General features: G+C 43.1%; 22 protein-coding genes and 2 riboswitches. Of the genes, 7 read left to right on the top strand and 15 right to left on the bottom strand.

The features are described from left to right. Positions 1–158 precede the first annotated feature (158 nt). A complete protein-coding gene (gspE, locus tag B0682_RS04625; protein ID WP_078306872.1) occupies positions 159–1,661 on the top strand; it encodes a type II secretion system ATPase GspE in 1,503 nt (500 codons plus the stop codon). A 105-nt stretch (positions 1,662–1,766) separates the two neighbouring features. Continuing rightward, positions 1,767–3,164: an FAD-binding oxidoreductase gene (locus B0682_RS04620; protein WP_078306871.1), complete on the top strand. Its 1,398-nt coding sequence runs from the start codon at positions 1,767–1,769 to the stop codon at positions 3,162–3,164. Positions 3,165–3,268: 104 nt separating this feature from the next. Here the strand turns inward: B0682_RS04620 and B0682_RS04615 are convergent, their stop codons facing one another. The 10 genes from B0682_RS04615 to gcvT form a co-directional block, all read right to left on the bottom strand. Beyond that, positions 3,269–4,909 (bottom strand): phosphohexomutase domain-containing protein, encoded by a 1,641-nt coding sequence (locus tag B0682_RS04615; RefSeq protein WP_078306870.1) that lies wholly within the window; start codon positions 4,907–4,909, stop codon positions 3,269–3,271. A 117-nt stretch (positions 4,910–5,026) separates the two neighbouring features. Beyond that, a complete protein-coding gene (gene dut / locus B0682_RS04610; protein WP_078306869.1) occupies positions 5,027–5,491 on the bottom strand; it encodes a dUTP diphosphatase in 465 nt (154 codons plus the stop codon). Positions 5,492–5,525: 34 nt separating this feature from the next. Further along, on the bottom strand, positions 5,526–6,278 hold the full coding sequence (locus B0682_RS04605; protein WP_240494847.1) for an ABC transporter ATP-binding protein: 753 nt from the start codon (positions 6,276–6,278) through the stop codon (positions 5,526–5,528). 18 nt (positions 6,279–6,296) lie between these two features. Further along, positions 6,297–7,280 (bottom strand): ABC transporter substrate-binding protein, encoded by a 984-nt coding sequence (locus B0682_RS04600; RefSeq protein ID WP_078307082.1) that lies wholly within the window; start codon positions 7,278–7,280, stop codon positions 6,297–6,299. Between the two features lie 176 nt (positions 7,281–7,456). Next, a complete protein-coding gene (locus B0682_RS04595; RefSeq protein ID WP_078306868.1) occupies positions 7,457–8,218 on the bottom strand; it encodes an ABC transporter permease in 762 nt (253 codons plus the stop codon). 41 nt (positions 8,219–8,259) lie between these two features. Continuing rightward, on the bottom strand, positions 8,260–11,151 hold the full coding sequence (gcvP, locus tag B0682_RS04590; RefSeq protein WP_078306867.1) for an aminomethyl-transferring glycine dehydrogenase: 2,892 nt from the start codon (positions 11,149–11,151) through the stop codon (positions 8,260–8,262). 143 nt (positions 11,152–11,294) lie between these two features. After that, positions 11,295–12,065, bottom strand: a complete 771-nt coding sequence (locus B0682_RS04585; protein ID WP_078306866.1) for a nitroreductase family protein — start codon at positions 12,063–12,065, stop codon at positions 11,295–11,297. A 236-nt stretch (positions 12,066–12,301) separates the two neighbouring features. Beyond that, positions 12,302–12,487, bottom strand: a complete 186-nt coding sequence (locus B0682_RS09780) for a zinc ribbon domain-containing protein (protein ID WP_158077863.1) — start codon at positions 12,485–12,487, stop codon at positions 12,302–12,304. 195 nt (positions 12,488–12,682) lie between these two features. Then, positions 12,683–13,066: a glycine cleavage system protein GcvH gene (gene gcvH, locus B0682_RS04575; protein WP_078306864.1), complete on the bottom strand. Its 384-nt coding sequence runs from the start codon at positions 13,064–13,066 to the stop codon at positions 12,683–12,685. A gap of 297 nt (positions 13,067–13,363) precedes the next feature. Further along, complete coding sequence (gene gcvT, locus B0682_RS04570; protein ID WP_078306863.1) at positions 13,364–14,521, bottom strand: glycine cleavage system aminomethyltransferase GcvT; 1,158 nt, start codon at positions 14,519–14,521, stop codon at positions 13,364–13,366. A gap of 129 nt (positions 14,522–14,650) precedes the next feature. Continuing rightward, positions 14,651–14,796, bottom strand: a riboswitch (glycine riboswitch). Positions 14,797–14,858: 62 nt separating this feature from the next. Further along, positions 14,859–15,023, bottom strand: a riboswitch (glycine riboswitch). A 99-nt stretch (positions 15,024–15,122) separates the two neighbouring features. On the opposite strand from gcvT, the gene B0682_RS04565 reads away from it, so the two are divergent. Beyond that, positions 15,123–15,443 (top strand): YcgL domain-containing protein, encoded by a 321-nt coding sequence (locus B0682_RS04565; RefSeq protein WP_078306862.1) that lies wholly within the window; start codon positions 15,123–15,125, stop codon positions 15,441–15,443. Positions 15,444–15,506: 63 nt separating this feature from the next. Next, positions 15,507–16,037: a hypothetical protein gene (locus B0682_RS04560; RefSeq protein WP_205760097.1), complete on the top strand. Its 531-nt coding sequence runs from the start codon at positions 15,507–15,509 to the stop codon at positions 16,035–16,037. 66 nt (positions 16,038–16,103) lie between these two features. On the opposite strand, the gene B0682_RS04555 is transcribed toward B0682_RS04560, so the two are convergent. Beyond that, positions 16,104–17,399, bottom strand: a complete 1,296-nt coding sequence (locus B0682_RS04555; protein WP_240494845.1) for a ribonuclease D — start codon at positions 17,397–17,399, stop codon at positions 16,104–16,106. Positions 17,400–17,696: 297 nt separating this feature from the next. Between B0682_RS04555 and B0682_RS04550 the strand changes: the two genes are divergently transcribed. From B0682_RS04550 to B0682_RS04540, 3 genes are all read left to right on the top strand, one after another. Then, entirely contained in the window at positions 17,697–18,101 is a 405-nt protein-coding gene (locus B0682_RS04550; RefSeq protein WP_078306860.1) for an ACP-like domain-containing protein, read from the top strand. Between the two features lie 151 nt (positions 18,102–18,252). Further along, the gene (locus B0682_RS04545; RefSeq protein ID WP_078307081.1) at positions 18,253–18,609 is read left to right on the top strand and encodes an ACP-like domain-containing protein; all 357 of its coding nucleotides are present in this window, start codon (positions 18,253–18,255) and stop codon (positions 18,607–18,609) included. A gap of 427 nt (positions 18,610–19,036) precedes the next feature. Beyond that, positions 19,037–19,747 (top strand): epoxyqueuosine reductase QueH, encoded by a 711-nt coding sequence (locus B0682_RS04540; RefSeq protein WP_078306859.1) that lies wholly within the window; start codon positions 19,037–19,039, stop codon positions 19,745–19,747. Between the two features lie 115 nt (positions 19,748–19,862). Here the strand turns inward: B0682_RS04540 and B0682_RS09625 are convergent, their stop codons facing one another. From B0682_RS09625 to B0682_RS04515, 4 genes are all read right to left on the bottom strand, one after another. Continuing rightward, positions 19,863–20,306 carry a cupin domain-containing protein gene (locus B0682_RS09625; protein WP_240494844.1) on the bottom strand — a complete coding sequence of 148 codons (444 nt, stop codon included), beginning with the start codon at positions 20,304–20,306 and terminating at the stop codon, positions 19,863–19,865. A gap of 139 nt (positions 20,307–20,445) precedes the next feature. After that, on the bottom strand, positions 20,446–21,042 hold the full coding sequence (gene recR / locus B0682_RS04525; protein ID WP_078306858.1) for a recombination mediator RecR: 597 nt from the start codon (positions 21,040–21,042) through the stop codon (positions 20,446–20,448). A gap of 65 nt (positions 21,043–21,107) precedes the next feature. Continuing rightward, positions 21,108–21,440 carry a YbaB/EbfC family nucleoid-associated protein gene (locus B0682_RS04520; RefSeq protein WP_078306857.1) on the bottom strand — a complete coding sequence of 111 codons (333 nt, stop codon included), beginning with the start codon at positions 21,438–21,440 and terminating at the stop codon, positions 21,108–21,110. Positions 21,441–21,628: 188 nt separating this feature from the next. After that, on the bottom strand, positions 21,629–22,909 hold the full coding sequence (locus B0682_RS04515) for an O-succinylhomoserine sulfhydrylase (RefSeq protein ID WP_078306856.1): 1,281 nt from the start codon (positions 22,907–22,909) through the stop codon (positions 21,629–21,631). Positions 22,910–22,949: the final 40 nt, after the last annotated feature.

Here is a 22,949-nt window from a genome sequence, read left to right as displayed (position 1 = left end):
AATCAAACGTCATCAGAACATGCTTTTGAGTGATGTTTGTACTAAAAATTAGCATACTTTGACAATAAAATTTATCAACCGATTGCTTTCTTTTTACGATATTTTACGTCATCATATCCGTTCATTATTAAATTTAGCATTAAATTTAGCCATTTTTTATGACTCAACTTCCTTACAGTTTCGCCAAACGTTACCAAATACTGGTCATTCCTGCTTCACAAATGGGTGAACCTGCCACCATTGTGATGACTGAGAAAACTCCATTATCTGCTGTCAATGAATCCATTCGCTTTGCTCATGAGCAAGGTGATAAGCAAATGCCTTACTTTGAACGCTTAAGTGTGAATGAATTTGATAAGCGTTTGGCAGTTTTTTATCAAGGCAATACAGGTGAGTCACAACATATCGCCGCAGGGCTAGAAGACCACCCAGATTTGATGAGTTTGGCAGACAGTGTGCCTGAAACTGAAGATTTGATGGACAGTCAAGATGATGCCCCCATCATTCGCCTGATAAATGCCTTGCTGTCAGAAGCCATTCGCCTAAACGCTTCTGATATTCATATTGAAACTTTTGAAAAACGGTTGTCAGTGCGTTTTCGAGTTGATGGTGACATGCGAGAGGTGGTTAGCCCAAAACGCCAACTTGCCCCTTTATTGGTTTCTCGTATTAAAGTCATGGCAAAGCTTGACATTGCTGAAAAACGCATTCCACAAGATGGGCGTATCTCGTTGCGTCTGGCGGGGCGTGAGGTGGATGTGCGGGTCTCTACCTTGCCGTCTAGCTTCGGTGAGAGGGTGGTTATGCGACTGTTAGACAAACAGGCAGGGCGACTGAACATAAGCTATCTTGGGCTTGCTGATGCTGACCATGCTCAGTTACAACGCCTAATCCATCGACCACATGGCATCATTTTGGTAACAGGACCGACAGGTTCAGGTAAGACCACCACGCTCTATGCCATCTTGACTGAACTTAATGATCAGACCCGCAATATTTTGACCGCTGAAGATCCCATTGAATTTCAGTTAGATGGTATTGGGCAGACGCAAGTGAATACTAAAGTGGACATGACCTTTGCTCGTAGCCTAAGAGCCATGCTCAGACAAGACCCTGATGTGGTGATGGTGGGGGAAATCCGTGACTTAGAGACGGCAGAGATTGCCGTACAAGCATCATTGACAGGGCATTTGGTATTATCTACCTTGCATACCAATACTGCCATTGGTGCAGTGACTCGTTTGCAAGATATGGGAGTTGAGCCGTTTTTGTTATCATCATCATTAATTGGGGTAGTTGCTCAACGTTTGGTACGAACCCTTTGCCCACACTGCCACACATGGCGAGATGCCACTGTCAGCGAAGCAAAGTTATTGCAAAACACAGATTTGAATCATCAACAAGTTAAAATTCCCATTCCCCAAGGGTGTGAGCAATGTAACCAATCAGGCTTTAAGGGACGCACTGCCATTTATGAAGTTGTCCCTATTGATGATGGCTTGCGACAGATGATACATGAAAAAGTGGCAGAATACGACTTGGAGCGGTATGCTCGCAGTAAAACACCGTCCATAAGGCATGATGGCATAAGCAAAGTCTTGGCGGGTAAGACAACCTTAGAAGAAGTGCTGAGAGTAACAAGGCAGGGAAGTGATGGGTGATGATAATTTTATCATTTGTTTGTGTGTCTTGTATCATGTTAGCTAATCACTTAAAATCACTGTTTAACCCCAGTTTAACCCTAACTTTTTAGCATGACAAAGACCATGAGTAAAATTAATCAACTATTAGACACCTTAAACCAACACGGCTTTGAACCTGCTCAAATTAAAACTGACCCTGATAGCTTAAACCATTGGGGCAAAGACTGGACAAAACACTTTGACCCCAACGCATCAGTCATCATCTTCCCCAAATCCACCGAACAAGTACAAACCATTGTTCAAGCATGTAATGACTTATCACTCATCATCACCCCAAGTGGTGGACGCACAGGGTTATCAGCTGGGGCTGTTGCCAGTAATGGTGAAGTGGTCATCAGCCTTGATAAAATGAACCGCATCATCAACTATTATCCTGCTGATCGCATGGTGCATCTTCAAGCAGGAGTCATCACCAAAACCTTACAAGACTTCGCCGAAAGCCACGATTTGTATTATCCTGTGGATTTTGCTTCAGCAGGCTCAAGCCAAATTGGTGGCAACATCAGTACCAATGCTGGTGGTATTAAGGTCATTCGTTATGGCATGACCCGCCATTGGGTATTGGGCTTAACCGTCGTAACAGGCAAAGGCGATGTCTTACACTTAAACAACGGCATGACAAAAAACGCCACAGGCTATGATTTACGTCAGCTGTTTATCGGAGCAGAAGGCACGCTTGGCATCGTTACCGAAGCCCAAATCAGACTTGAACGTCAGCCCAAAAATTTGAGTGTCATGGTACTGGGCGTGCCAGAATTTGCCCACATCATGCAAATATTATCTGCTTTTCAAGCCAAGATGGATTTGACAGCATTTGAATTTTTTGATGATGTGGCGGTGAGCAAGCTTTTAGCCACAGGACATGTACAAAAACCGTTTGAAACAGATGCCCCATTTTATGCCTTGTTAGAGTTTGAAGCACCTTATGAGCCGATGATGGACATGGCGATGGCGATTTTTTCAGAGTGTATGGAGCAAGGTTGGATTATTGATGGGGTAATGAGCCAGTCGATTGCCCAAGCCCAAGAGCTGTGGAAGTTGCGAGAATACATTTCTGAAACCATTTCGGTTTTCACCCCCTATAAAAATGATGTGTCGGTACTGATTTGTCATGTGCCTGATTTTATCGCTGATATTGAGCAAATTGTGAGTAACAATTACCCTGATTTTGAGATTTGTTGGTTTGGTCATATTGGAGATGGCAATTTGCATTTAAATATCTTAAAACCTGATGACTTAAGCAAAGATGAGTTTTTTGAAAAATGCAAAACCGTCAATCATCATGTTTTTTCCACAGTCAAAAAATATCATGGTTCAATCTCAGCCGAGCATGGTGTGGGCATGACCAAAAAACCGTATTTAAATTACACACGCACTGATGAAGAAATTGGTTATCTAAAAGCGATTAAACAAGTCTTTGACCCTAATGGCATTATGAATAAAGGTAAGATTTTTGATTGATGTTTGATGAAAAAAAGATTAGATGAGCAAAAGATAAGCCGTCAAAAAGGCAGTATTTTTGGCATCTGCTGGTTTGGGTAGCATGTGTTTGGGTGGCATGTGGCTTACTGACATGAGTGATGTATGTTGATATTGGCGATTTGTGTTGCCAAATTTGTGTCTACTTGTTTGCATAAAGTGACTAAGTGGGCTTTTATGGCATTAAAATGATACAAATCATCACCTGCAATGCGACAGGTCAAGCTTGGACTGGTGTTTGATGTTCTGACCACACCCACGCCATGTTCATATTCTAACCTTAGCCCATCGGTGGTGTCTAATTGTATCAACTTTGCTGATGTATTGGTAAGAAATGATTTTCCATGCTGATACCAGCCAAATAGGGCATCTATGATGGGTCGGTTGGTTGTTGGCAAAGGCAGATAGACATCACCAGTACTGACCACTGATGGTAAGGAATCTCTGATATTGGCTAGGCTCTTAGCGTGTTTGCTTAACCAAATCAATAAGCGTACCCCTGCATACATGGCATCGTCATGCAAGATAAAATGCCCATCATTAAAGATAAAATGCCCTGATAATTCTCCAGCAAATAGGGCGTGTCGATGTTCGTTTTTTAACGCATGACGCAGATGGCTGCTGCCCGTTTTACTTAAAATGGGCGTGCCACCATCACGTTGTATCAGTTTTGGCAACACATGTGAACATTTGACATCAAATAGCACAGCAGGTTTGTTCTGTTCTTGTTGTGATTGATATTGTTGTGATTGATTAAGCAGGCGTGTGTCACTGATGGCAATATGCCCAAGTAGATACAACAGATTGTCTTGGCTAAACAGCCGTCCTTGTTCATCAATCACACACAAGCGATCGCCATCACCATCAAACGCCAATCCAAGTTTGGCATGATGCTTAACCACTGTATTTGCCAGTTCTGTCAGCCTGTTTGCTTCGGTGGGGTCTGGGTTGCCTTTAGGAAAGTTACCATCAGCATTGTCATTAAGAACAATGACCGATTGGGCAAAGCCTGTCATTTGTATGATTTCATCAAACAACCGTTGGGCATAGGCGCTGGTTGCCCCATTGAGACAGTCAATCACCAATAAAGGCTTAGTGTGGTGATTTAAGTTGCCATTTGCCAAACCTTGATTCTGTTTTTGCAACATGGTCTTGGTGTCAATGTCAATCAACGTTTGACAAACCTGTTTAATCGCTTTTTGATAGTCGGTAAAAATATCTAAAGACTGTGCTGGTGGGTTTTGCTTGTCTGTGCCGTTATTTAAACTCATACGCCCATGCGCCATATCGCCAGTGATGTGAACATGAGCCATGCGTCGATAAAAATGCTCAATGTCGTTACTGTTTGGCGATTGGTGATGGGTGAGCCATTTGATGCCAGCATAATGCTTGGCAGAGTGGCTGGCGGTAACCATGATGCCATGACCTTCTTGCTGTTCGGCACAAAACACCATCATCGGTGTGGTGACAAGCCCTAAAGACAGCACCTTGATACCAACAGTGATTAAGGCATGGGTTAGCTTGTCTGCAATGATTGGGCTAAATTGTCTGGCATCAAAGCCCACCACCACCGTACTTGCCCCTGCTTGTTGATAATGCTCAGCAAACACATAAGCCAATACTGCCAAAAAATCATCGGTAAACAGGTCATGGTTGCCACGGATATCATAAGCTTTAAACAGTGGGTACTGAATAATGAACGGGTGAGGTAAGTTGACGGTTTCCATGTGCTGGTTTCTTTAGCGATGTTGGTGGTTGTCTCTTAACCATTTTGTTGCTTGGTTATTTTTTTGTTTTTTGACCATTTTATTTCTTGACTATTGTCTTAATTATTGTCTTGGTTGTTATTGTCGCCCTGTGTGTCCAAAACCACCTGCACCACGCATTGATGTGTGACCAAACTCATCAACGATGTCAAAAGTTGGTGATAACACTGGCACCACCACATATTGAGCCATACGCTCGGCGGGTTGTAAAATAAAATCGGTATCACTGCGATTCCAGATACTCACCATCAGCTCACCTTGATAATCTGAGTCAATCAACCCCACTAAATTGCCCAATACGATGCCGTGCTTATGCCCCAAACCAGAGCGTGGCAAAATCAGCCCTGCATAATTTGGGTCAGCGATATGAATGGCAAGCCCTGTCCCTATCAGTTCGGTCTGTCCTTGGCGTATGGTAATGGGTTCATCAATACAAGCCCGCAAATCAATGCCTGCACTGCCCATGGTGGCTTTTTGGGGAATGGGAAAATTGGGGTCTTGCCCAACTTTAGGGTTTAGAATTTTGACTTGAATGCTTTGCATGACGTGTCCTATGTTTATCTTGTGCTTATCTTAGTTAAGAAATGTTATTTTGAATGGCATGTAAAATGCTTTTTTTAAGTTTAATATAAGCTTGGCTGTCTAAAAAACCATCATATTTAGGGATAACAAACCGATGACTGAATTTGGCAGGGAATCCTTTTAACACATAAATCTCATCAGACAAAAATAAGGCTTCGTCAATGTCATGGGTGATGATAAGGCAAGTCAGCTCCAGCCGTTGTTGTAATTGATGAAACCAATGATACATCTCATTTTTAGTCACAAAATCCAATGCCGAAAACGGCTCATCAAGCAACATAATGGGGTTATCGCTCAGATAGGTTCTTAGCAAGGCAGCTCGCTGTTTTTGTCCACCAGACAGATGATGTGGATATTGGTTTTCTAACCCATCAAGCCCAAAATAAGGCAGTTGTGGCTTAACCGTTTGGGCAATTTGTGATTTGGTTTGTCCTTTTAATAACAAAGGCAGGCTGATGTTGTCGTACACGCTTTTAAATGGCAACAGCAAGTTTTTTTGTAGCATGTAGCCAACCGTACCTGCTTTGCCTGTGGTGTTGTTGCCGTTGATCCACACATCACCAGATGATGGCGTTATCAGCCCTGCGGCGATGTTAAATAACGTGGTCTTGCCAACACCACTTGCTCCGACAATACTGACCAGTTGTTTTTTTTGTACTTGCAAATCGATGCCTGCAAATAATGGCAACCCATTAAAGGCATGGTGAATGTCTTGTAATATCAGCATGGCATCTGTTGTGTTGTTCATTAGGTATTTTGTGGATATTTATGGTAAATAATCATTACTCACCCCAGCTTGTGGTGGTAGGGGCTTATCAATCAGTTTGTTGTCATAGACCCATTCATAAAATTTATCCCAGCGACCATAGTCAAATTTGCCCCAATCGCCATTATCATCAAGATATTGAGCAGACAGATATTTTTGGCTTGCCATTGCCAACTCTTCGTTGGTTTCTGGGGCGTATTTGAGTAATATTTTGGTACTGTCTTCTGGATTATGAGCGGCATAAACATAGCCCTTTTTAATGGCAGTTAGGGCGTGTTTGATTTTATCTGGATTACTTTGCAACGTGGTGTTGTTGGCGATAATGACAGGGCTATAATAGTCAAAAATGGGTTCATAATCTTTTAAAAAGAAAAAATCAGTTGCCACATTTTTTATTTGGGCATGGATACCGTCCCAGCCATAATAGGCTAATATATAATCGAATTGGTTTAACCGTAAGGCAGCCGTGGCATCGGTGGTCTCACCAGGGATTTTTACCAAATCATCTCCCACGATATGGGCAACTGTGGCATCATCGATGGGGTCTTCCCATGTGGAGTAGCGTTTACCATTCAGGTCTTTTGGCTTGGTTGCTCCCAATGATTTTAATGACATCAAGCCTGCGGTGTTATGCTGAGCAATGGCGGCAACGGCGGTGATGGGTACGTCCTTGACCAGTTTTTTAACCATATTGGGTTGAAAATAAATGCCCAAATCTGCTCGGTTGGTCGCCACCAATGTGGACGCACTGTCTTCACTGGGCTGAACGATTTTAACTTCCAACCCTTCTTCTGCAAAGTAGCCTTTATCTTGTGCCACATAAAGCCCTGTGTGGTTGGTGTTGGGTACCCAATCTAGTGAGATGACCAGTTCAGTTTTTGCGGTGTCATTGGCGTTATTGGCTTGATTGTCGGTTTTATCATTGGTGACGGTGCTGTCAGATTTGGGCTGACAAGCGGTTAATAACATCAGCAATGCCACCATGGTCATCATCAGCACCACCTTGATGGGTGTGTGTGAACGGTGGTCAATATGACAGATTGCCATGGGGGTAAAAGAGGGTGAGTACATAACGTTTCCTTAAATTTCTTTTTTTAAATTTCTTAAACCTTAATTAATGATAAATTTTTATAAAAAAATGTTAATCATGATAAACCAAATTATTGATACTCATGCTTTAATACTTGGCGTTCTAGCCACTTTACCAAAGCAATCAATAATAAAGTTAACACACTAATCAAAAAAATCACCGCAAACATGCTGTCTAAATCATAAGACTTACGCACACGGGTCATGTATACACCCAATCCATAATAACCGCCCAACCATTCAGCAATCACCGCTGAGATTAGGGCATAAGATAACGCAACCTTTAACCCTGTAAAAAAAGATGGCATGGCGGCAGGGATTTTAAGATGACGGTATAAATCTATTTTATCTGCTTGCATGGACTTAAACAGATTAAGATGTTCACGGCTGACTGATTGATAGCCATCAACCAATGCCACGGTGATGGGAAAAAATACCGATAAGACCACCAGCACCACTTTTGGGGTGATGCCATAGCCAAGCCAAATGATTAACAAAGGAGCAATGGCAATGGTGGGAATGGTTTGGTTAAGTAAAATTAATGGGTATACGGTTTGCTTAATGGTTTTGGACATGTCCATGGCAATCGACAGCACAAAGCTGATGACAAGACCAATGCCTGTGCCTAAAAATGCCGTTGCTAACGTGTATTTGGCATGGGTCATCAGCAAAACAAAGTCATTCACAAACGCCAGCACAATCTGCCAAGGTGATGGCAATAAATAATCAGGCAACAGCCCAAACTGAACCGAAAATTGCCATGCCAACAGTAAGCCAATCACCAGCACATGGCTTTTTATCAGTTTTTTGGTGCTGTACCAAAGTGTTGACATGGCGAGTCCTTTTGCTAAGCATGCTTGCATCAAACAGGGTTTTAAGCATAGCTGTCGGTGCTTGGGCAGCTGCATATTAAATTTTTATCGCCATACACGTCATCAACCCGTCCAACCGATGGCCAGAACTTATGCCCACGAATATAATCCAATGGGAAAGCGGCGGTATCACGACTGTAAGGGTGCGACCAATCACTGCTGGCAATCACAAATGCTGTGTGTGGGGCATTAACCAATGGGTTATCATTGCTTGTCCAGCCATCTTTGCCCTCTTTGACTTGCATGGCTTCGGCTTTAATTTGTTTTAAAGCGGCGATAAAGCGGTCAAGCTCAGCTTTTGATTCAGATTCAGTTGGCTCAATCATTAATGTGCCAGCGACAGGAAAGCTCATGGTTGGGGCATGAAAGCCATAATCCATGAGACGTTTGGCAATGTCCGACTCGCTGATGCCTGTTTCTTCTTTTAATGGGCGAATGTCAATGATACATTCATGAGCCACACGCCCATTTTTGCCAGTGTATAAGACAGGGTAGCTGTCTTTGAGTTCATTGGCAATGTAGTTGGCGTTGAGCAATGCCAGTTTGGTGGCTTGCGTCAGACCTTCAGCCCCCATCATGGTGATGTACATCCAAGTAATAGGCAAAATGCTGGCCGAGCCATAAGGGGCAGCTGAGACGGCACTGGTGTGATGACTGGCATTATGCACGGGGCTTACGCTGTGGTTGGTCATATAAGGGGCAAGGTGTGATTTCATGCCGATGGGTCCCATGCCCGGACCACCACCACCATGGGGGACACAAAAGGTCTTGTGCAGGTTCATATGTAGCACGTCTGCCCCCACGTCAGCAGGTTGCATGATGCCAACTTGAGCATTCATGTTTGCTCCATCCATATAGACTTGACCGCCATGTTCATGGATAAGGTTGCAAATATCACGGATACCCTCTTCAAACACGCCATGTGTCGATGGATAGGTTATCATCAATGCCCCAAGTTTGTCTGTGTGTTCTTGGCATTTGGCTTTTAAGTCGTCAGTATCGACATTACCATGTTCATCGGTATTCACCACCACCACGGTCATGCCCATCATCTGTGCGGTGGCAGGATTCGTGCCGTGGGCAGAGCGTGGGATTAGGCAAACATTTCGTTCGCTGTTACCATTGGCTTCATGATAACGGCGAATGGCAAGCAGACCTGCGTATTCACCTGATGCCCCAGAATTGGGTTGCATGGAGATTGCATCAAAACCTGTGATGGCCTTAAGTTGATTTTGTAGCTCATCAATCATGGCGATATAGCCTGTTACTTGCTCACGGGGGGCAAATGGATGCACATTGGCAAACTCATTCCATGTGATGGGCAACATCTCACTGGTGGCATTTAATTTCATGGTACAACTGCCCAAAGAAATCATGCTGCGGTTCATCGCCAAATCTTTGTCTTCTAGTGACTTTAAGTAGCGAAGCATCTCATGTTCGGTGTGATGACTGTTAAAAACTTGATGGGTCAAAATGTCACTTTGTCTAAGCAGGTCATCGGTCAGGCAAATATCAGCTTGCTCTGGCAGTTGATGGGATTTATTGACAAACAGCTGAGTGAGTGCTTCAAAGTCAGTCTGATCGCTGGTTTCGCTAAAGCTAACAGACAACTTACCATCGCCATGTTGCCATAAGTTGTAGCCAACGTTGGCGGCATTTTCATAGATTTGCTGAGCCAGTTTTTCACTGCCACAATCAATCAGCACCGTATCAAAAAACAGCGAATGCACCACGTTGTTATCACCATCTGTTTGGCGGATAACATCAGCAAAGGCAGTTGCCATGGCGTGAATGCGATTGGCAATGCGTTTAACCCCAACCGCCCCATGATAAACGGCATACATGCCTGCCAAATTTGCCAGCAGGACTTGTGATGTGCAAATATTGGAATTGGCTTTTTCACGGCGGATATGTTGCTCACGAGTTTGCAATGCCATGCGTAAAGCCATGTTGCCTTGAGCATCTTTTGACACACCAATAATACGCCCTGGGGCTTGGCGTTTATGCTTATCGCTAAAAGCAAAATAAGCGGCATGCGGACCACCAAATCCCATGGGAATGCCAAACCGCTGGGTACTGCCTAAAGCAATGTCTGCTCCCATTTGGGCAGGAGACTTTAACAACACCAAACTCATGATGTCCGCCCCAACGATACAAATGGTTTTGTTACTCTTTAACTTGGTGATGATGTCGGTTAAATCAACCATATCTCCTTCACGCCCCACATATTGCAGATATGCGCCAAAATAGTCACCGTCGGTTGCTTTGGTAAAATCACCAACCACCACGTCCCAACCGAAATATTTGGCACGGGTACGGATAACGTCAAGCGTTTGTGGGTATGTTCGTTCATCAACAAAAAAACGCTCAGACTTAGATTTACTGACACGTTTTGCCATTGCCATGCCTTCAGCGGCTGCCGTGGCCTCATCAAGCAGCGATGCCCCAGCCAAATCTAGCCCAGTCAAGTCGATACAGACTTGTTGAAAGTTCAACAACGCCTCTAACCGACCTTGTGAAATTTCAGCTTGATAAGGGGTATAGGCAGTGTACCAACCGGGATTTTCTAGCACATTACGTTGAATAACCGCTGGCAAGCGAGTGGGTGAATATCCTTGTCCAATATAGCTTTTATTCACCGTAATGTTATCAGCATGACGGCGCAGTTTTGCCAACGCATGATGTTCACTGATGGCAGCAGGTAATTGCAGTTTGTTTGGCATACGCACAGGCTTAGGCACGGTATCATCAATAAAGCTGTCTAGGTCATCATAACCCAATGTTTTTAGCATTTGTGCTTGTGTGTCGCTGTCTGAACCAAGATGACGGTGGATAAAAGCATTTTCGTTAAACAATGTCGCAAATGTTTGCGTGGCTGATTGAGAGTGGCTCATATGACATTCCTTATGTGGTGTTGGCTTAGTTGATTGTTGATTATGGCTGATTGATTTATTACTGATTGTCTGATGACTGATTGACAATGGCAAAACGGTGGTCAATAGATGATTGGTTTAAGTTTAAGTTTAAGTTTAAAGCATCATACTCTATGCACAAAACGACGTTCATCAAAACGGAACTGCTCGCCATAGATGCCTTTCTCACTTCGTTCACCTGCCCCTAGCATCATGGCAATGTGTTGATGTTCATTCAATCCTAACAATTTTTTCATCGCTGGTTCATCAAAGCCACCCATGGCACAGCTGTCAAAGCCATAAGCCCGCAACGCAAGCATCAGATTTTGAGCTGCCAAATACGCATTATTCACTGCCCACTCCTTGCGTTGTCTTTCATCATAAATGGGCGTTTTTATGGGACCTTTAAAAGCACGATGTCCTTTGATGACGGCTTTTTTTATCGGAGTCAGCACATTGGCAGGACCTGTGGTGAACGCCACAGGGATAAGCTTGCCATAGTAATCTTTGACAAGCTTGGGAACAGGCTTACTGGGGTATTGCTCAATGATTTGCTTGGCATGCTGACGCCATGTGTGGGTATTAGCGACAATGGCAATGAGTTTATTGGCAGTTTTGGCGGCATTTTGATTCATACAGAGTTGATTGGCTCGTTGGCGTTTCTGTATTGACTCAATGACATAAAATTCCCAAGGTTGCAGATTGCTTGAGTTGGGGGCAAGCATTGCCAAACGCAGACAATCATCTAACACCTCATCAGAAATGGGTGTGTCAGTAAAGATGCGTACTGACCGTCTTGAGCTGACCACTGATTTAAACGCATCAAGATGAGGCGTGTGGTTGGGTGTGGCGATGGTGTTTTCTTTGATGCTGTTTTCTTTATTGTTATTTGCCATGTGTCCTTCCTAACTTGTTTATAATCTGTTTCTAATCTGTTTCTAATCTGTTTCTAAGTCGTTCCTAAAGTGGCATTAAAAGTGGCATTGATTGGTGATTGACTTTGTGATTACACATAAGTCTTACATAAGCGCCATAGACTGACACGGTGGAACTCACCGACAAACTTTTTTAGGTAAAAGTTAACACTTTTATTGCGTTGTTTAAAATATTGAGACTGGCATTAATGTCTGTGTCATGAGTTTTTCCACAATTTTGCCATTGTCAGTTTCTCAGTTTCATTTAAAGGTAATTTATCTAACTTATCATTGCAAGCGTGGCAAGTCTTAGAACTTGGATAAAACCCGTCCAACTCTTTAATTGTGTTGTCCCATTGCTTAGCCTTATAGATGAGTTGGCGTTTAAATTCATAACAGCCCAAGCCAGAGATGGCACGGCTTAGCTGGATTTTATGAGCTGGATTTTAAATGGCTATTTTTAGCCCTTTGCTGTCGCCGACACAAAGGGCTAAAACAAACAGATGGCTTGTCAGATACCACTGCTTAATGATTGTTCAATGATTGCCCAACCACTATTTAACCACTGTTTAACTATTTTTTAGCCATGATGACTTTAATTATGACAACTCGTTTTTATAGTCGTCAGCACTTAATAAGCCATCAAAGTCTTCAGCATTGTCAGGTTTGATGCGAAAAAACCAACCATCACCATATGGGTCTGTGTTGATGGTTTCTGGTGCGTCTTCTAGCTCTTCGTTGATGGCAACGATTTCACCAGAGATGGGGGCATAAACATCAGATGCCGCTTTGACTGATTCGACAACGGCAATTTCATCGTCAGCAGAGACATTTTCGCCCACTTCTGGCAATTCCACATAGACAATATCACCGAGCAAATCTTGAGCGTGTTCGGTAATGCCAACAGTAATCGTACCGTCATCTTCTTGGCGTAGCCATTCATGACTGGCGACATATTTTAGTTCAGCTGGAATGTTACTCATGGTTTTCTCCTGTGAGTTTGGTGAATAAATGGGGGTTAATGGGTTAAAGGGTGTACTTAAAAGCGGTGTACGGCGTACAACGATTGGTCAAGCTATTAATAGACGCATTGTTTGTTTGCTTCATCATAATGACCGCCATAATCTAAGCATGTGTCTTTGGCATCACAGCCTACCAATAATAAAATAACCAAACCTGTACATAGATATTTCATATTATTTCAATTCCTAAACATAATAAAACGAACATAAAGACCCAAAAGCACCTTTGATGCTTTTGGTCAGTTTTTCGGTGTACAATCAATCAAATTGCTTTTTGCCATTTCTGACAAATGGCAGTTTGATGACTTTGACTTCAGAGAACTTGCCTTTACCACGCAAATCCACCAACATCACATCACCTTCAGTCACGCTATCAGGCACACGGGCGATGGCAATCGATTGCTTAAGGGTTGGAGAAAATGTGCCACTGGTGATGATGCCTGTTTGTTCACTAAAATCTTGATTGATAAAGACTGGCATGCCCTCACGCAACACGCCTTTACCTTCTAGTAATAAGCCGACTTGCTTCATGGCAGTGCCATCAGCCTTGGACATATCACGCTTGGCAATCAGAGCATCACGACCGATAAAATCACGTTCATCTTCTGCTTCCTTGGTTTTAAAAGACAGCGTCCAGCCCATATTGCATTCATAAGGGCTGATGGACTCGTCCATATCATGACCGTATAGGTTCATGCCAGCTTCCATGCGTAAGGTATCCCTTGCTCCCAAACCTGCAGGTTTGATGCCCACTTGAAGCAAATCGGTAAAAAATGCTGATGCGTCATCACCAGGCAAAATCACTTCCACGCCATCTTCCCCTGTGTAGCCTGTGCGAGCAACAAACCAATCTGCCCCTTCAATGTTGGTTAAATCTGCCCCAACAAACGGCTTTAAACCATCTAAAACACCTGCCCAGCTTGGTTTGGCTTGTTTGAGTTTGGCGATGGCGTTAGGTCCTTGCACAGCGAGCATGGCAAGCTCTGGGCGTTCGGTGATGACGACATCAAAGTCATGGGCAACACTGATGAAGTGTGCCAAATCTTTATCACGAGTGGCAGCATTGGAGACAATGCGATATTGGGTTTCATCTTCGTTCATGCGGTAGACAATCAAGTCATCAATCACCCCACCTTGTTCGTTAAGCATGCCAGAATATAAGGCTTTGCCAACAAACTTTAACTTAGCAACATCATTGGCGAGCAGCTTTTGTAGCCATGCCTTGGCATCTTTGCCTTGCACATCACTGACCACCATGTGCGACACATCAAACATGCCTGCATCAGTGCGGACAGCATCATGTTCTTCTAACTGTGAACCGTAATGAATGGGCAACTCCCAACCAGAAAAATCCACGATTTTGCCGTTGTTATCCAGGTGAGATTGATAAAAAGGAGTGCGTTGTGAATCAGTCATAAAAATCCTTAGCAAATAGGGTAAAGCAAACCGTTAACATAAACGTTGAAGGCAATCAACCATCATAATAAACAATCAAAGCATCGAAATACGCTGTTATCTGAGTGATGAGCTGATTTGGCGTTGATTTTTACCCCATCTGTCCGTTTTACCTGAGATTTTCAACAGACAATGATGGTTGAATGTCTCCAACCGATTGGCTGTTTTCTCCCCTTCGGTGATGGCAATATGACATGATAACTTATCAGCTTGCCATGCTCTCCAGATTTTTCACGACCTTTTTGTTAATATGACCATGCTTTAAGTCAATAAGTCAATATGACACATCAAAACGGGTGTGAGTGTTTCAGTCCTTTTACCTGAGCGATTGGCAGGGTGCATACGCCTTCGGTGGCAAAAGTATAAAAGTATTTTGTGCATGACAACAGCACCAAGATAAACATATCTAAGATAACAGTACCCAAGATAGATGCTATACTATGCCGTCTCCTGAAACATGCTTTCATTATGAAAAATTTCTGGCAAAATTACAAGGCAAATCATCACAAGATACATTTTCAGACACATTTTTAGCCACAGTTAAGTAAGGTAAAATAACCCCATGCACTGCGATATCTATAAATTCCCCAAATATGAAGATTTGTATGTCTATGTTGCTCGCCCCAATTATCCTGACGACATCGAGACGTTAACCGATTGGTTGGGCGTGTTGCCCAAGGCGTTTCGGACAAATTTGGGGTGCAGTGAGTTTGTGATGCACCTAGATTTGGGCAAAACCGATAAATTGGCTCGGGCAGATAAAGCTGACGTATTGGATAAGCTGGCATCACAAGGCTATTATGTGCAGATGCCACCAACAGACATATTGACTAAAACCGCCAAAAATCGTACCAAGCAAATGCAAGATAAACGCTATGACTGATGGGCAGGGCATGTTAAAATCTGACTTTACCCTATTGACATGCCTAGGTTGAAGATTGGACATATGATGGATTGGTTAAAAGACTTCATACTGAATTTACCGTTAGATGACATCAGCAACTGGGTCAGTCGTTTTGTGTTTTGGTGGAGTGATTTTGTTAAGGAAGTGCCAGCAGAACAATTGCCACTATATGCGTATGTTGGTGGCAGTGTTTTGGTGTTGTTATTATGGATTTTGGTGGTAAGAGCGTTGCCTAAGCCGATTGGTGGCATGAGCTGGGTGGTGTTATTGGCGGTATTATTAACCCCTGGGACAGCCGCTGGTGATTCAGTTGAGCTTGCTCCTGCCAGTATTGGCGTGGTATATGGGCTGTTGACCAAAGACCACACCACAGCATTAACCAGCTTATTACCCATCATGGTGGTGATTGTGGTGGGTTTATTTTTGGGGTTTTTGTGGCAACTTATCCGTACCGCCATTGAACAAGCCTTGTACGAAGACAAAAAACGCCGAGTGGCTGAACAATTAGATGACTTTGATAATACCGATTTATCAGACGATTTTGAGAATACCAATTACGATGCCAACCATTAAGATACCCTAAATTAAGTAAGACGCCATAAATAAGACACCTTCAATAAATACACAACCTACCCCCCATCAAGCATGCTTAGGGTGTTGTAAGCCCATGGCTTCTTGAATGTGTGCTTTATGTGAAAATAGCACAGGTAATATATGATTGGTAACTAATGACAATCGCCAGCCTTGCAATCCCAATGGTAATTGGCTGACTTCATTGCCTGTCATGCCAGTACCATCATCAATGATTTCTAATGCCACCAGCTCAAGCAGTTCTGTGAGCCATTTTTTCTTTAATAGTATGGTGGTGGGAATGCCCGTTTTTGTGTGATAATCCTGCAAAATGGAATTTAACTGATTTTTTAGGGTTTTGTCCTTACTTCGGTAAGGTGGTATCGTGGGGGCGGGGTATTTGCTGGCAGGCAATTGTTTGGCAGTATGCACAAGCTTAATAATTTCTGAGCCATATTGCTCGATGATGTGTCGGTGCAAACTGGTTTGGCGGTATAATTGTTTGTGAGTGCTTGGTAATAGCTCTACCAATTCAGCAATGCCTTGCTTGCGAATGATAAAGGGGCGTGGTTGATTGGTCTGCCGTGCCAGCTCTTCTCGCCATACCAACAAACTTTGCAAAAATGCCAATTGCACCCCATCATAACGATAATCTGCCGCTGACAGATACAGCAGGTCATCTTCCATATTTTGAGCATCATAGACTTCTTGGGCATAAAGCTGGCAGTCTTCGATGACCATGTCAATCAAGCCTTTATCGTTTAGTTGTCGACAGATGACCGCAAATAATGGCAATAGATAACGCACATCATCAGTGGCATAGTTTATTTGGGCATCAGATAAAGGACGGTGTAGCCAATTAGATTGACTTTCGCCCTTGTCAATGTCCACCCCAAGCTCGGTAGCAATTGCTTTTTGATACCCCATTTTTAGCTGTTGGGTCAAAAACCCCAAAGCAATTTGCGTATCAAAGACATTGGTTAACACAGGGCAATCTGCCAGCAGATAAAAGATGGCCAAATCTTCGCCACACGCATGCCAAATCATCAGTGGACATGCCATCAATGCTTGCCAAAGTGGCATTAGGTCATCAAACTTTAGAGCATCAATCAGATAAATCCGCTTCCCTGTGTTGATTTGTAGCAATGCCAATATCGGATAGTAAGTGTCTCGTTTGATGAATTCGGTATCCAGTGCCACCATACTCACATGAATAAGTTTAGCAAGTAAGTCTTGCAAAGCCTGCTCATGTCCTACCCAAACTGTTGGCAAACTTGTGGCACAGATGACATCCATGGCTAAGGTAGGGTTGTTTAGAGCGTGGCTAATGTGGCTGACGGTCTCAGATGGGGGTAATGGGGGCATGGTGGTGTTGATAACTCCAATGACATCAGTTGCTGATTATAGCAATAATTTTTTACCTTAATATTATAATTTTTACCATAACACTATAGTATTATTTTTTTTTTACATTATCATTTTACATTATCCTTACCCATTCATTCATTGACCGTTTGGTTTTGCGTTTGCTGTTTGCATGGAGATGCTTAACATTCATTAACTAAGCAAATGCACTTAAAATTTGGCGATGGGTAAATTAGGTTAATATGCTGTCAAACAAACGTCATTCTTTTAAACTTTTAGAACATTTGGAGATGTTATATGAAAATTTTAGCCCTAGCCCCTGCTGCTGTTTTGGCACTTGTTGGATTGACTGGCACTGCCCATGCTCACGATGCTCAACAAGCTCATGACTCTGCCGTGTTAAAGCGCCAAGTTACTTATGCTTGCCAATCAGGCAAACAAGTGACGGTTACTTATGGTTTCAACCAACAAAGACTGCCAACCTATGCCAGCTCTTATGTTGATGGCAAAACTCGCTTTATGCCACTTAATTTAAACCGTTCTGATAACATTGACAGCGTTTTTGGTGATGAAAATAATTACAGTTTAATGACCGATGCCATGTCATTAAATAACTACCACAGATTGGGCATTAACATCACCAGCCCTGCTGGAGATTTGGCTTATAAAAACTGCAATGTCAGATATGTTAAAAAGCTGTAATGACCATCATATAACTAATAACTAACGTCAATATCGTTATTCAATGACACCCAGTCAATGGCACCTAATAATGATTCTCAATTATGGGGCATCATTTGATGCCAATTTACACAAAAACCTGATACACAAATTGACACACAAGGAAAATCTCATGAAAAAACTTGCCTTTAGTCTTATCGTGGCTGCTGCTGGTATGATGGCTGTTTCTGCCAATGCCATGAGTCCAAAAACCGTCCAATATGCTTGCCAAGGTGGCAAAAATATAAACGTCAAATACATATTTAACGACGCAGATTTGCCAACCAAAGCCGTTGCCAGCTTATCTGGCAAAACTGTGGGCATGCCCATCAATCTCAACGCATCAGATATGACAAGCTCAGTTTTTGGTTTTGGTGGTTATACCATGACCGCAGACTATATCGATGCTAAAAGCTACAATCAAGCGGGCATTGCAACCATCACCGACCCAAATAACAAAATTTTGTTCAAAAACTGCAACCCAAAATAGGCAGAGCTTAATCTTAATAAGGTTAAGAAAACAAGATGAATAGAATTGAAACCTAAAACCTAAAATAAGTTTATTGACCACCAATAAAAAAGCATGGTTATCCATGCTTTTTTTTATTAAACTTACTGCAAAACCCTAATTTTATTAGGTTCAGCTTTTTTACAAAAGCCTTATACAATAAGAATAATCTGATTGTTGCTCATCAGTTTTGTAGGAAGTCTATTTTATGATTGTTTTTTTATGACTGTTGCCATGGGTGTTTTATGGTGGAGTACAAAGATTTCTACCCACTAAAAACTTGCTTAATGGGCAAAAAAACAGCACAATACAACAAAATTGGGCATTTGGTCAGTCCTTTTACCCTAAACTTCAGCACTCTAAACTTAAATAAATCAGCCAATCACACACATCAATGAGTACTATTGACATGAAAACAGACACACCTGTGGCAATTGCGAAAGCCTGTGATTATCCAACACTCACCCCCATTGACCGCCCCATTTTAACCCCACCAAACGGACATAAAAAAGTGCTGCTGCACTCATGTTGTGCCCCTTGTTCAGGTGAGGTCATGGAGGCGATGATTGCCAGTGGCATTGAATTTACCATTTATTTTTATAACCCCAACATTCACCCCAAAAAAGAGTATGAGATTCGCAAAAACGAGAACATCGCTTTTGCCCAAAAGCATGGCATACCATTCATTGATGCTGATTATGACATGGATAACTGGTTTACCCGTGCCAAAGGCATGGAGCAAGACCCTGAGCGAGGTCGCCGCTGTACCATGTGCTTTGACATGCGATTTGAACGCACTGCCTTGTATGCCCATGAAAATGGTTTTCCTGTAATAACCAGCTCTTTGGGAATTTCACGATGGAAGAACATGGCGCAAATCAATGATTGTGGTCATCGTGCCGCTGCCCCTTATGATGACCTTGAATATTGGGATTTTAACTGGCGTAAAGGCGGTGGCAGTAATCGCATGATTGAGATTAGCAAACGAGAGCATTTTTATCAACAAGAATACTGTGGCTGTGCTTACTCACTGCGTGATACCAATAATTTTCGCCGCAGCCAAGGACGAGAACCCATTAAGATTGGGGTTAAGTATTATGGTGATGAGCCAGTTGAATGACGGTCATAACACTCATAAACCATAAACGGTCATAAACCATAAACAGTCATAACAGACGCACGCCAAGCTTTTGATGAGCTTGGCGTGTTTTTACTGCTGTTTTTTATGGTGTGTTTTAATGAGCGTGATGATGGTGATGTGCTGGCTTTAAGTGATTGTTTGCGGTTTTATCTTTGGATACCAAGGTTACCACCACCGTTGTCGTTGCTAAAAAGGTGGCTTCAATGTCATGATTGCCATCAAAAATAAGCACATCACCTGAAGACAGTGTATGTGCTTCTTGACCATTTAATAACACCTGTGCCAAACCATTGGTAACAGTCAAGGTAACAATGTCGTTTGGGTGATTATGACGCTTCATCGGGGTGTCTTTGCTAAAAGTTTTACGCACCGTTTGAATGCCCAATTCATTTTGATAAATGACGCCTTCACCCTTTGGTGATATGCCCATTGGCTCTGCATGAGCAGGGGTGTGTAACCACGATAGTGATAAAACGAGTATTGATAAAATGGCTGTGCCAAGCCGTGTGTTGTTCATTGTTTTGTTGGTGTTTTTCATGGGTCATGCCTTTTTTATCTGAAATGTCTTTTAATGTCAATGCCAATACCTATGATATACGTACCTTTTGCACACAACAAGCTTTAAATAACAATATTTAAACAATAAGGTTTAAGTGATTTTACTTTAAAATCAATGGTTATGATAGCTTTAAACGGTGATTAAAAGCTTGATGTAAGGTGATTCCATCAAGGTATTCAAGTTCGCCACCCACTGGTACGCCTTGAGCCAGTTGGGTGATGGTGCTGACATGGGGGCTGGCAACTTGTGAGATAAAGTGGGCAGTGGTTTGACCTTCAACGGTGGTGCTGGTGGCTAATATCAGCTCATTGATGGGTTCGTCTTGTAGGCGTTTGAGCAGTTGTTCGATATTTAATTCATCGACACCAATGCCGTCAATGGGTGATAAATGCCCACCCAATACAAAATAACGGCCTTGATAACCGCCACTGCTCTCTATTGCCATGATGTCAGTAACCGATTCCACCACGCACAGCACGCTGTCATCACGCCTTGGGTTTTGACAAAGATGACATATCGGCTCATCGCTAAAGCCATGACAGCGGTTGCATTCAATGATGTTTTGCATGGCATCGTTTAGAGCGGTGGCTAGGGCAATGCCACCAGATCGCTTGTGGGTAAGCAGGTACAACGCCATACGTTGGGCGGTCTTTTGTCCGACTCCTGGCAAGATGCGTAGCTGATGAACCAGCTGATTAAATTTGGGGCTAAGCAAAATCAATGACCAAAACAAACCATCTATAAAATCACAACCATCTAAAAAATCAGATGATAAACCGCTTAGCCAAACAGCCCTTGCATGCCTGGTGGCAAGCCCATGCCACTGGTGGCATTAGCCATGACTTGTTCGTGCAATTCATCGGCTTGGCGAGAGGCATCATTGATGGCAGCGGCGATTAAATCTTCAATCATGTCTGCATCATCTTCTAATAAACTTGGGTCAATTGATAGGCGTTTGACCACATGGCGACCTGTCATGGTAACTTTGACTAAGCCATTACCAGCTTCAGCGTTAACTTCTTTATTTGCCAATTCTTTTTTGGCTTTTTCGACATTGGCCTCTACCTGTTTTTGCATGGCTTGGGCTTGTTGCATTAAGGCTTGGATATTCATATGGGTATTGTTTCCGTGGCTGATTGACTGTGTCAATGATTGGTTGACTAAAATCAGTTGAATAAAAAAGGCATTATAACGGTTTATGAGGGGGCTGTCTAAAGGTTAATGCTGGAATATTGATACAAAAAATCACGAACAAAAAGACCATTAGACAGTCTGGTCATCAAGCAGTCTGGGTCATGACATCACAGGCTGTCTAGACCCAAGGCTAAATCGGCGATGATGTCATCGACATTTTCAAGTCCGACTGATAGACGCAAAAGACTGTCTTTTACCCCAGCATCGGCACGAGCCTGCTCACCCATGCGATAATGGGTGGTGGTGGCTGGGTGGGTGATGATGCTTTTGGTGTCGCCAAGGTTATTACTGATGGAAATCATGCGGGTGCTGTCGATGACATGCCACGCATTGGCTTGCATGGCGGTGCCTTCACCAATCACCTCAAAGGCAACCATTGCCCCAAAACAGTCTTTTTGGTGATGTTGTTGTTTTGCCAATTCGTGAGCAGGGTGTTGTGGCAGTCCAGAGAAATGCACGTTACTGACATTGGGGTGTTGGTCTAGCCAAAAAGCGACTTTGTTGGCATTGGCACAGTGGGCAGACATTCGCAAATTAAGCGTTTCTAGCCCCTTAATAAACACCCACGCATTAAACGGACTCATGCTGATGCCAGCTGAACGCACCACCACAAATGCTGCTTCCATCAACTCATGTGAGCCAACCAACGCACCACCAAGTACTCGCCCTTGACCATCAATGTATTTAGTTGCTGAGTGAATGACAATGTCTGCCCCAAGCTGAAGTGGTTTTTGAATGGCGGGGGTGGCAAAGCAGTTATCCACCACCAATAGGGCATCATGTTTGTGGGCAAGATTTGCCAAATGGCGAATGTCGCATAACTGGGCAAGTGGGTTGCTTGGGCTTTCACAAAACAGCAGTTTGGTGTTGTCTTGTATGGCAGCCGCCCACGCTTGGTTATCCGTGGCATCGACAAATGTGCTGTCAATGCCAAACTTTGCCATTAAGTTGTTTAAAAGTCCTACGGTTGAGCCAAAGATTTGTTTGGCAATCAGCACATGGTCGCCAGCTTTTAGATAAGCCAAACACATGGTCAAAATCGCTCCCATTCCTGATGCGGTTGCCACTGCTCGCTCACCCCCTTCTAAGGCTGCCAGTCGTCTCTCAAAGGTGCGTACCGTGGGGTTGGTGTGGCGAGAATAAACGTTGCCTACCGCAGAACCATTGAAGTGATTGGCAGCATCTTGAGCGGAGTGGTACACATAAGAGCTGGTGGTAAAAATGACTTCGCCATGTTCACCTTCATCGGTGCGATGATGCCCTGAGCGAATGGCAAGGGTTTGGTCGCCATAGCCTGCATCAAGGCTGAGTGCGTCATTTTGCCAGTTGTTATCAAGGTTGTTATTAAGGTTGTTCGTTTTGTTGGTTGAGTGGTTGGTTTGGGTCATGATAAAGGGCTACCTACTGTGTGTTAATATAAAGCTTTTT

The sequence above is a fragment of the Lwoffella lincolnii genome, assembly GCF_002014765.1.
Lineage (GTDB): Bacteria > Pseudomonadota > Gammaproteobacteria > Pseudomonadales > Moraxellaceae > Psychrobacter > Psychrobacter lincolnii.
The sequence above is the reverse complement of the archived record's forward strand: the minus strand, read 5'-3'. Positions and strand labels throughout refer to the sequence as shown.